General features: G+C 73.1%; 7 protein-coding genes. 4 read left to right on the top strand and 3 right to left on the bottom strand.

Annotated elements, in window-relative coordinates; genetic code table 11:
• Window positions 1-124: 124 nt before the first annotated feature.
• Entirely contained in the window at window positions 125-1,291 is a 1,167-nt protein-coding gene (locus MPTA5024_RS37900) for an ROK family transcriptional regulator (protein ID WP_157099947.1), read from the bottom strand.
• A gap of 100 nt (window positions 1,292-1,391) precedes the next feature.
• Between MPTA5024_RS37900 and MPTA5024_RS37895 the strand changes: the two genes are divergently transcribed.
• The 4 genes from MPTA5024_RS37895 (at window position 1,392) to MPTA5024_RS37880 (ending at window position 6,720) form a co-directional block, all read left to right on the top strand.
• A complete protein-coding gene (locus tag MPTA5024_RS37895; RefSeq protein WP_036333314.1) occupies window positions 1,392-3,482 on the top strand; it encodes an alpha-galactosidase in 2,091 nt (696 codons plus the stop codon).
• A gap of 61 nt (window positions 3,483-3,543) precedes the next feature.
• Window positions 3,544-4,857, top strand: a complete 1,314-nt coding sequence (locus MPTA5024_RS37890) for an ABC transporter substrate-binding protein (RefSeq protein ID WP_036333313.1) — start codon at window positions 3,544-3,546, stop codon at window positions 4,855-4,857.
• Between the two features lie 25 nt (window positions 4,858-4,882).
• On the top strand, window positions 4,883-5,836 hold the full coding sequence (locus MPTA5024_RS37885) for a carbohydrate ABC transporter permease (protein WP_232326812.1): 954 nt from the start codon (window positions 4,883-4,885) through the stop codon (window positions 5,834-5,836).
• On the top strand, window positions 5,833-6,720 hold the full coding sequence (locus MPTA5024_RS37880) for a carbohydrate ABC transporter permease (RefSeq protein WP_036333309.1): 888 nt from the start codon (window positions 5,833-5,835) through the stop codon (window positions 6,718-6,720). Before MPTA5024_RS37885 ends, MPTA5024_RS37880 begins: the two co-directional genes overlap by 4 nt.
• Before the next feature lie 86 nt (window positions 6,721-6,806).
• Here the strand turns inward: MPTA5024_RS37880 and MPTA5024_RS37875 are convergent, their stop codons facing one another.
• Both MPTA5024_RS37875 and MPTA5024_RS37870 read right to left on the bottom strand, forming a co-directional pair.
• A complete protein-coding gene (locus tag MPTA5024_RS37875; protein ID WP_036333307.1) occupies window positions 6,807-8,051 on the bottom strand; it encodes an SGNH/GDSL hydrolase family protein in 1,245 nt (414 codons plus the stop codon).
• Between the two features lie 96 nt (window positions 8,052-8,147).
• Window positions 8,148-9,404, bottom strand: coding sequence for an ROK family transcriptional regulator (locus MPTA5024_RS37870; RefSeq protein ID WP_051459173.1), 1,257 nt, complete (start codon window positions 9,402-9,404; stop codon window positions 8,148-8,150).
• Between the last annotated feature and the right edge of the window lie 210 nt (window positions 9,405-9,614).

The raw sequence follows: 9,614 nt of genomic DNA, 5'->3' as shown, positions 1-9,614 counted from the left end.
GGCGCGCGCCCGGCTCCCGCCGGATCCGGGGGCGGCGACGCCCATGGGTGATGACAACTCGTACCTCCTGTGCGGGGGTGGCGGCCGCGCCTGGGCGGGCCGGGACAGGGTTGAGACGGAGTGGTCAGGAGGCGACGAGCGTCTGGATGCTCACCGCGGCGGCGCCGCGCGCCCACTCCTCGAAGGGCAGCGGCCGGATGGACAGCGGGCACTGGACGGCGGCGCCGAACGCCTGCCGCTCGAAGCCCGCCCGGATGTGCGGCTCGAACAGGTCGTAGGCGGCGAGCCCCTCCCCGGACACGACGATCCGGGCGGGGCCGACCAGGTTGGCCACGGCGGCGATGCCGATGCCGATGGCGTTGCCGGCGCGGGCGAAGACGGCGCCGATGCCCTCGTCGCCGCGGCGGGCCAGGGCCACGGCGTCGTCGATGGTGAGATCGGGACGGCCGGACCGGTCCCGCGCCTGCCGCACGATCGCCTCGGTCCCGGCGATGGCCTCCACGCAGCCGCGGCCCCCGCAGTGGCACTCGGGGCCGTCGGCGTCCACGCCGATGTGGCCGATCTCGCCGGCCACGCCGTGGGAGCCGGACACCAGCCGGCCGTTCACCACGAGGCCGCAGCCAATGCCGGTGCCCACCGTGACCAGGGCGAACGACTCGGCCCCCACGCCCTCGCCGAACCACTGCTCGGCCGTGGTCAGCGCCTTGACGTCGTTTTCGACCGTCACGGCGAGCCCGGTGGCGGAGGCCGCGCGCTCGCGCAGCGGCACGTCCCGCCAGTGGAGGAACGGCGAGTACCGGACGAGCCCGGTCGTGCGGTCCACGTCGCCGGAGACGGCGAGCCCCAGGCGGTGGGTGCGGTCCCGGTAGCCGCCGGGCCCGTCGAGCAGGTCGTCCACCAGGCGCCCGATCTCGGCGAGGACGTCCCCGACGCCGGTGCCGGACAGCGGCCGGTGGGCCGCCGTCCGCACCTCCGCGCACAGGTCGCACACGACCCCGATCAGCTCGTCCGCCGTGATCTTCACGCCGACGAAGAACTCCCGGTCCGCCTGGACGGCCAGCGGGCTGGCCGGGCGGCCCGCACCCGGGCCCGTCCGCTCGGTCGCGGCGAGCTCGCGCAGGTAGCCCATCTCGATGAGCGGGCGCGCGGCCTTCGTCACGGCGGCGGAGGACAGGCCGAGTCGGCGCGCGAGGGTGACACGGCTGAGCGGACCCTCGGTCAGCACCGCCGTGAACACCGCCGTCGCCGCGGGCGTCGCGGTCAGCGAACTCGTGCCGGGCTCGGGAAACATGCCCGAAATCTAAGATTAATAATTTCCTTCGTCAAGTATTGATTTCCCCCGCGCGGCGGTCCTACGCTCGCCGCACTCATCCGCCGAGACGAGGACCTCGATGCCCCCTGTCCTGTTCCATCCCGATCACCGCCTCTGGCTGCTGCGCGGCCCCGGCTCGGCGTACGCCGTACGGCTCGCGGAGGACGACAGCGTACGGCACGTCCACTGGGGCGCGGTGCTGACGGCCGACCAGGCGGCGGAGGTGGCCGCGCCGGCGTCCCCAGCGGCGAGCAGCTTCGAGGCGGTGGCGGGGGCCGACGAGCTGCCGGCGGAGTCCGGCGCCCGGTTCGGGCCGGCCGGCCTGCTCGTGCGCTTCGCCGACGGGACCCGCGGCGTCGAGTGGCTCTACGAGGGGCACGACATCGACGGCGGGCACCTGCGCATCCGGCTGCGCGACCGGCACTACCCGCTGCACGTCGAGCTGCACTACCGGGTGCACGCCGGCAGCGACGTGATCGAGCGGTGGACGGTCGTGGAGAACCGCGACCGGTCCCCCGTCACCGTGCTGCGCTGCGACTCGGCCTCCTGGACGGCGCCGCGCCGCGCCCGCTACCGGATGAGCCACCTCGTCGGCGGCTGGAACAGCGAGTTCCAGCTCCGGCGCACCGAGGTCCCCGTCGCCGAGACCGTGCTCACCAGCCGGCGCGGCCTGACCAGCCACCACGCCAACCCCTGGCTGGCCGTGGACGACGGCGCCGCCTGCGAGGAGCACGGCGAGGTCTGGAGCACCGCGCTCGCGTGGAGCGGAAGCTGGCGGGTGACCGTGCACCGCGACCCCGTGGGCCGCACGACGTGGACGGGCGGCTTCGGCCACGAGGGGCTCGCCTGGTCGCTCGCCCCCGGGGAGGCGCTGGAGACCCCCGTCTTCGCCGGCCTCTACACGGCGGGCGGGTTCGGGGCGGCCAGCCGCGCCTGGCACGCGTACGCCCGGGGGCACGTCCTCGGCCACCCGGACGAGACGCGGCCCGTGCTCTACAACTCCTGGGAGGCGACCGGCTTCGACGTCGACGAGGCCGGCCAGATGGCCCTGGCGGCGCGCGCCGCGCGCCTCGGCGTCGAGCTGTTCGTGATGGACGACGGCTGGTTCGGCGCGCGGCGCAGCGAACGGGCCGGGCTCGGGGACTGGACGCCCGACCCGGACCGGTTCCCCGCGGGGCTCGGGCCGCTGGCGGCCGAGGTGCGCCGGCTCGGCATGCGCTTCGGGCTGTGGGTGGAGCCGGAGATGGTCAACCCGGACAGCGATCTCTACCGGGCCCATCCCGACTGGGTGCTCCACATGGCCAACCGCGGGCGCACCGAGATGCGCCACCAGCTCGTGCTCAACCTCGCCCGGCCGGACACCGCCGCCTGGACCCACGCCTGGCTGGACCGGCTGGTCGCCGAGCACCGCATCGACTTCCTCAAGTGGGACGCCAACCGCCCGTTCACCGAGGCCGGGTGGCCCGGCCACGAGGACCCCGACCGGCTGTGGATCGAGCACACGCGGGCCGTCTACCGGATCATGGACCGGCTCCGGGCCGACCACCCGGGTCTGCGCATCGAGGCGTGCGCGGGCGGCGGGGGCCGCGCGGACCTCGGCGTCCTCGCCCGAACCGACCAGGTGTGGGCGTCGGACAACACCGACCCGGTCGACCGGATCGGCATCCAGCACGGCTTCAGCCAGCTCTACCCCGCCCAGGTCATGAGCGCCTGGGTCACCGACAGCCCCAACGCCGCGACCGGCCGCCGTACCCCCTTGCGCTTCCGGTTCCACGTCGCCATGGCGGGAGTGCCCGGCATCGGCGGCGACCTCACCTCGTGGACGGAGGAGGAGCTGAAGGAGAGCGCCGAGCTCGTGGCCGCGTACAAGAGCGTCAGGGCCGTCGTCCAGCACGGCGCCCAGTACCGGCTGCGCGGCGACGGGACGCTCACCGCCTTCCAGTACGTGCGGGACGACGACCACGTGGTGCTGGCCTGGTGCCCGACGCGGCCGTTCGGCCACGGTCCGGCGCCGCTGCCGCTGACCGCGGTGCTCCCGGACGGCGTCTATCGTGACCTCGACTCCGGAGCCGTCCACCGGGGCGCCGTCCTGCTGCGCTCGGGTCTGCCCCTCGACCTGCCGCCGGGCGACCACGCGAGCGCGCTCGTCCGCCTGCGCCGGATCGAGTAGGCGGCGGACGAGCAGCCGCCCCCCGACACCACTTCGCACCGTCACCCGTTTGGAGAAGCACATGGCTCCGCACCCGTCCACGCCTCCGGTCACGTCCGAGGCCCGGCTGAGCCGCCGCGCCCTGCTGAGGGGCGTGGGCGGCATCGGCGCCGCGGCCGCCGCGGCGCCCCTGCTCGCCGCCTGCAGCGGCGGCCCCGCGCCCGCCGCCCAGGCCGCCCATGCCACCTCCCTCGGCTCCGGCCTGTCCGACCCCGTCCCCCGCGCGGCCGTCCAGGCGATGGTCGACGCGTACAAGACGAAGTCGGGCGCGACCGTCCGGATGAACGTGATGCCGCGCGCCCAGCTGGTCGACAACATCAGCTCCTACCTCCAGAGCAACCCGGAGGACGTGATCACCTGGTTCGCCGGCTATCGGATGCGCTACTACGCCGCCAAGGGCCTGCTCGCGCCGGTCGACGACGTCTGGGAGAAGATCGGCGGGAACTTCTCCGAGGGCCTGACCAAGGCCTCGGAGGGCGAGGACGGCAGGAAGTACTTCGTGCCGAACTACAACTACCCGTGGGGTTTCTTCTACCGAAAGAGCCTGTGGCAGGAGCGCGGGTACGAGATCCCCGGCACGTTCGACGCGCTGCTGGCGCTGTGCGCCCGGATGAAGAAGGACGGCCTCATCCCGATCGCCTTCGCCGACAAGGACGGCTGGCCGGCGATGGGCACGTTCGACTACCTCAACATGCGGACCAACGGCTACCGGTTCCACATCGACCTGTGCGCCCACCGCGAGTCGTGGGACCAGCAGAAGGTCAAGGACGTCTTCGACAAGTGGCGGGCGCTGCTGCCGTACCAGGACAAGGCCGCGCTCGGCGCGACCTGGCAGGAGGGCGCGCGGACGCTGACGAGCAAGAAGTCCGGTATGTACCTTATAGGGTCGTTCATCGTGCAGGACGTCACCGACAAGGACATCGCGGCCGACCTCGACTTCTTCCCGTTCCCGGCCATCGCGGTCGAGGGCACCGACGCCATCGAGGCCCCGATCGACGGGTTCGTGCTGTCGAAGCGGGGCGGGTCGAACGCGACGGCCAAGGACATGCTGGCCTTCTTCGGCACCGGCGCCGGGCAGGACGCGTACGCGTCCAAGGACCCCTCCAACCTGCAGACCGCGAAGGACGCCGACACCTCGGCGTTCAGCGAGCTCAACCGCAAGGGCGCCGCCGCCATCGCCGGGGCGAAGTACATCAGCCAGTTCTTCGACCGCGACGCCCTGCCCGCCATGGCGAGCAACGTCATGATCCCCGCCCTGCAGGGCTTCCTGAAGGACGGCACCGTCGACACGCGCGCCATCGAGGCGCAGGCCGCGTCCCTCTACTCGGCCCAGTGACCGGATGCCCGTCATGCAGCGGACGATGACACCGCCGGCGACCGGCGCGCCCGCCGGCGCCTCCGGCTCCGCGCCCCCGGCGCGGCCCCGCAGGGTGCGCCGGCTGTCGCGGCGGGACCGGGTGGTGCTCGGCCTGATGGTGGGCGTGCCGACGCTCGTCCAGGCCGTGCTCGTGTGGGTCCCGACGCTGCTGTCCGTCGGGCTGTCGTTCACCAAGTGGAACGGCCTCGACCTGGCCGACATCCGGCCGGCGGGCCTGGGCAACTACTCCTACGCGCTGAAGGAGTACCCGCCGTTCTGGCCGGCCGTGGCGCACAACGTCATCTGGCTGGCCTTCCTCGCGCTGGTGGCGACCCCGCTCGGGCTGCTGCTCGCGGTGCTGCTCGACCAGCGGATCCGCGGCAGTCGCCTCTACCAGAGCGTGTTCTTCACGCCGGTGATGCTGTCGATGGTCATGGTCGGCATCATCTGGCAGCTGGTCTACGCCCGCGACCAGGGCCTGGTGAACAACCTGCTGGGCACGGCCGGCACACCCGGGGCCGTCGACTGGTTCGGCGACTCCGACGTCAACCTGTGGGCCGCGCTGGTCGCCACCACCTGGCGGCACGCCGGCTACGTCATGGTGCTCTACCTCGCCGGCCTCAAGGGCGTCGACCCCAGCCTCCGGGAGGCCGCCGCCCTCGACGGCGCCGGCGCCCGCCAGACGTTCTTCCGCGTCGTGTTCCCGGCCATGCGGCCCGTCAACATCGTGGTGGTGGTCATCACGACCATCGAGGCCCTGCGGGCCTTCGACATCGCGTACCTGATCAACCGCGGCACCAACGGCCTCGAACTGCTCAGCGTCCTGGTGATCCAGAACCTGGTGGGCGAGGGCCAGGTGATCGGCGTCGGATCGGCCCTCGCGGTCATCCTGCTGGTCGTCTCGCTCGGGCCCATCGTCTACTACCTGGTCCGCACGTTCCGGAGGGCCGACCCGTGACACCCGTTCCCGCGACCGCGCCCGTGAGGGGCCCGCGACGACGGCACGCCGGCACCCACCTGTTCCTCGCCGCCATGGCCCTGATGTGGCTGGCCCCGCTGCTGTGGACCCTCTACGCCGCCCTGCGCCCCAAGGCCGTGACCGACAAGTACGGCTACTGGAGCCTGCACGGGCCGTTCGGCCTGGGCAACTTCGCGACCGCGTGGACCCAGGGCCGCATGTCCGCCTACTTCGGCAACAGCCTGCTCATCACCGTGCCCTCGGTGGTGCTCACGCTCGCGCTCGCCTCGATGACGGCGTTCGGGGTGAGCCGCTTCAGGTGGCGCTTCAACATCACGCTGCTGGTGCTGTTCACGGCGGGCAACATGCTGCCGCCGCAGGTGCTCGCCGCGCCGCTGTTCGAGATGTTCAAGCACACCCCGCTGCCGTACTCGGTCAGCAGCTCGGGCACCCTGCTCGACACCTACTACGCCGTCATCGCCGTGGAGACCGCCTTCCAGCTCGGCTTCTGCACGTTCGTGCTGGCCAACTACATGAAGGCGCTGCCCGCCGCGTTGACCGAGGCGGCCCTCGTGGACGGCGCGAGCGTCTGGCAGCAGTTCAGCCGGGTCATCCTGCCCCTGTCGCGCCCGGCGCTCGCCGCGCTGGCCACGCTCCAGGTCGTCTGGCTCTACAACGACTACTTCTGGCCGCTGCTGTTCATCCACGACGGCGACCGGCTGCCGGTCACCACGGGGATCACCAACCTGCAGGGGCAGTTCCTGCTCGACTACAACATGATCGCAGCCGGGGCCACGATCACCGTGATCCCGACGCTGGTCGTCTACCTGGCCCTGCAACGGCACTTCGTCGCGGGCCTCACGCTGGGGGCCGACAAGGGCTGAGTCCCGTACGGCTCCCGACGCCGCGCCGCCCGTCACCCTCCGCCGGGCGGCGCGGCGTCACATCCGCGTACGGCGGCGGGGAGGGGTCAGTCGAAGCCGAAGCCCGGGGGCAGCGGCCTCCGCTCGAACAGCGTGGCGGGGACGGCGTCGGCGAGCGCCTGGTACCCGGCCGGGTTCAGGTGCAGGTGGTCGCCGACGTCGTAGGCCGGGAGCAGCCGCCGGGGGTTCGCCGGGTCGCGGGCCGCCCCGTCGAAGTCGATCACGGCGTCGAATCGGCGGCCGGTGCGGATCCACTCGTTGACCGCCTGCCGGGCCGACTCCCGGTATCCCCGCGCGTCGTCGTACCCGGTGTTGCCGCCGAACGGCGTGAGCGTCGCGCCGTACACCCGGATGCCCTGCGCGTGCGCCCTGGTGACGATCTGGTCGTAGGCGGCGACCAGGTCGTCGGCCACCTGCTTCTGGGCGGCCTCGGTGGCCTCGGCGGTGCCGATGTCGTTCACCCCCTCGAAGAGGATCGCCCACTCGACGCCGCTCTGCGCGAGCACGTCGCGGTCGAGCCGGGCCAGGACGTTGGGGCCGAGGCCGTCGTCGAGGACCCGGTTCCCGCCGGCCGCCTGGTTCAGGATCGCGACCCCCGACGTGGCGGGCCGGGACTGCAGGCGGTCGAGCAGCCGATCCGGCCAGCGGTCGTTCATGTTGGTGGTCGAGCCCCTGCCGTCGGTCAGCGAGTCGCCCACCAGGGCGGCCGCCGCGGTCGTCCGGGGGGACCACACCTCGACGCCGCCGAGGAAGTACCAGTGATCGGCCGCGGTCGCGCCGGGCAGGTCCGCCGCGTCCGCGTGGTCGCCCGCGAGCATGTACGAGGTGGTCCTGGACCCGGGGTGCGAGGTGATGGAGGCCGACGCCTGGCCCTGCGCGAGATAGACGGTCACGGTGAGGTTGGACCGGGGCGCGACGTCGAAGTCGATCGGGTCGGAGACCACCTGGGCGCCCGCGGGGACGACGGCCGAGGTCCGGCCGTGGAAGGTGACGGGCCGTGCGCTGCCCGGCCTGACGGCGCTCACCCCGGCCTGTCCCCCGACCGGCAGCGCCACGAACGCCTTCGTGATCGGCAGCGGCGCGCCTCCGAAGGCGTTGGACAAGCGCAGCCGCATCCACCGCCCGCCGATCGTCGCGCGGACCGTCTGCCGCAGCGTGCCGTCGTTCAGAACGAGGTCGCCCTGGGTGAACGGCGCGGGCGGCATGTTGTCCGGCTCGGTCAGCTGGAGCATCGACGCCCAGGTGCCGACCCAGTGGCCGTCCGATGGCCGGCCGGCACCGCCCCTGAGCACGTGGACCCCCCGACATCTTTCTGCGGACTTCCGATCGGTTGCCGAAGGGACCGTACGCCGATCACGGAAGGGGGGTCAACGATCCCGCTGAAACGTTCAGGAGGTCGTCGGAGTGAGGGTGCGGCGGCGGCGGCGGGAGCCGGTCCGCGCCCGCGTCTCCGCGAGCACGTCGAGAGGGTCGGCGAGGAGTTTGGCGAAGCCGAGCTCGGCGGCGCCGGCCAGGGTCGCGTCGTCCCCGAGGGCCGAGACGCGCAGCCGGACCCTCTCCCGGGAGGCCACCAGCACGTTGGCCTCCACCCGGCTGAGCACCTGGGCCGCGGAGCCCGGGTACACCTCGCGCAGCATTCCGCCGAAGACCACCATGCCGGGGTTGAACAGGTTGATGAGGTTGGCCACTCCGATGCCCAGCCAGTCGCCGATCCGGTGCAGGGCCTGCCGCGCCGCCGGGTCGCCGCGCTCGGCGGCCTCCACCACGGCCCGCACGCCCTCCCGTCCGGACAGGTCGCCGGAGCGGCCGGCGGCGTCGATGAGGGCCTGCTCGCCGACCTCCGCCTCCAGGCATCCCCGCGAGCCGCATTCGCACGGCCGCCCGTCGTAGGGGTTCACCATCATGTGCCCGAGCTCGCACCCGTAGCCGCCGTCGCCGTCCAGCAGCTTGCCGCCGACGATGATCCCGCCGCCCACGCCGACGTCGCCGTGCAGATAGACCAGGTTCTGGACGCCGATGCCCACCCCGCGCTGGTGCTCGGCCAGCGCGCCCAGGTGGGCCTCGTTGCCGACCGGCACCGGCAGCCCGAGCCCCAGCCGCCGGCCGAGCTCGGTGCCGAACGCCTGGTCCACCCAGCCCATGTTCGGCCCGTACCGCACCGTGCCGTCGGCGGGGCGGATCATCCCGCAGTAGGCGGCGCCCACCCCGACGCAGAGCGAGCCGGGACGCGTGCGGCGCAGCAGGTCGTGGCCGAAGCCGGCGAGCACGCCGACCACGTCCTCCAGGTCGGCCCCCGCCCGCTGCCGGACGGCCTCCCTGCGGTCGAGGACCACGCCGCCAAGCCCCACCCGCGCGGCCACCAGCCGGTCCACCCGCACGTCGAAGGCCAGCACGTGGAACCGGCCCGGCTCCGGGCGGACCACCAGAGACGGCCGGCCCGCCCTGCCGGTGTCGCGGGGAAGCTCCTCGCGCACCAGTCCCGCCGAGGTGAGCTCGGCGGTCAGCGCCAGGATCGTGCTGCGGTTGAGGCCCATCCGGTCGGCCAGCTCGGAGCGGGAGACGGCGCCCGCCAGGTGCACGTGGCGCAGCAGCGCGCCGAGGTTGCGCTGGCGGATCTCCTCCTGGGATCGACCGGCTCTCGTCATCTGGGTGTTCCTGACGACTCGGGGGCTGTCATCGTCGTGGGGGGCTGGGGGCGGGCGGAGCGTCGGGCCGCCGTGGGCGCCGGAACGGACCCCGTCACACAGTCGAGGTTACCAATCGCGGGCCGCTGGAGCGCCTCTCCAGGACGCTACCGGCGCGGACCTCGCCCGACTTTGTCCTCCCGAAGAAGGAAGTACGGCCCGGAGAGTATA

Origin of the sequence: Microbispora sp. ATCC PTA-5024 (assembly GCF_000511135.2) — a bacterium.
Classification (GTDB): domain Bacteria; phylum Actinomycetota; class Actinomycetes; order Streptosporangiales; family Streptosporangiaceae; genus Microbispora; species Microbispora corallina.
Note: the sequence above shows the minus strand (reverse complement) of the source record. Positions and strands in the feature narration are given on the sequence as shown.

Bases quoted from the DNA above. Each gene is read 5' to 3' on its own strand.
- MPTA5024_RS37900 (WP_157099947.1), bottom strand. From the start codon at position 1,291: ATGTTTCCCGAGCCCGGCACGAGTTCGCTGACCGCGACGCCCGCGGCG.
- MPTA5024_RS37895 (WP_036333314.1), top strand. From the start codon at position 1,392: ATGCCCCCTGTCCTGTTCCATCCCGATCACCGCCTCTGGCTGCTGCGC.
- MPTA5024_RS37890 (WP_036333313.1), top strand. From the start codon at position 3,544: ATGGCTCCGCACCCGTCCACGCCTCCGGTCACGTCCGAGGCCCGGCTG.
- MPTA5024_RS37885 (WP_232326812.1), top strand. From the start codon at position 4,883: ATGACACCGCCGGCGACCGGCGCGCCCGCCGGCGCCTCCGGCTCCGCG.
- MPTA5024_RS37870 (WP_051459173.1), bottom strand. From the start codon at position 9,404: ATGACGAGAGCCGGTCGATCCCAGGAGGAGATCCGCCAGCGCAACCTC.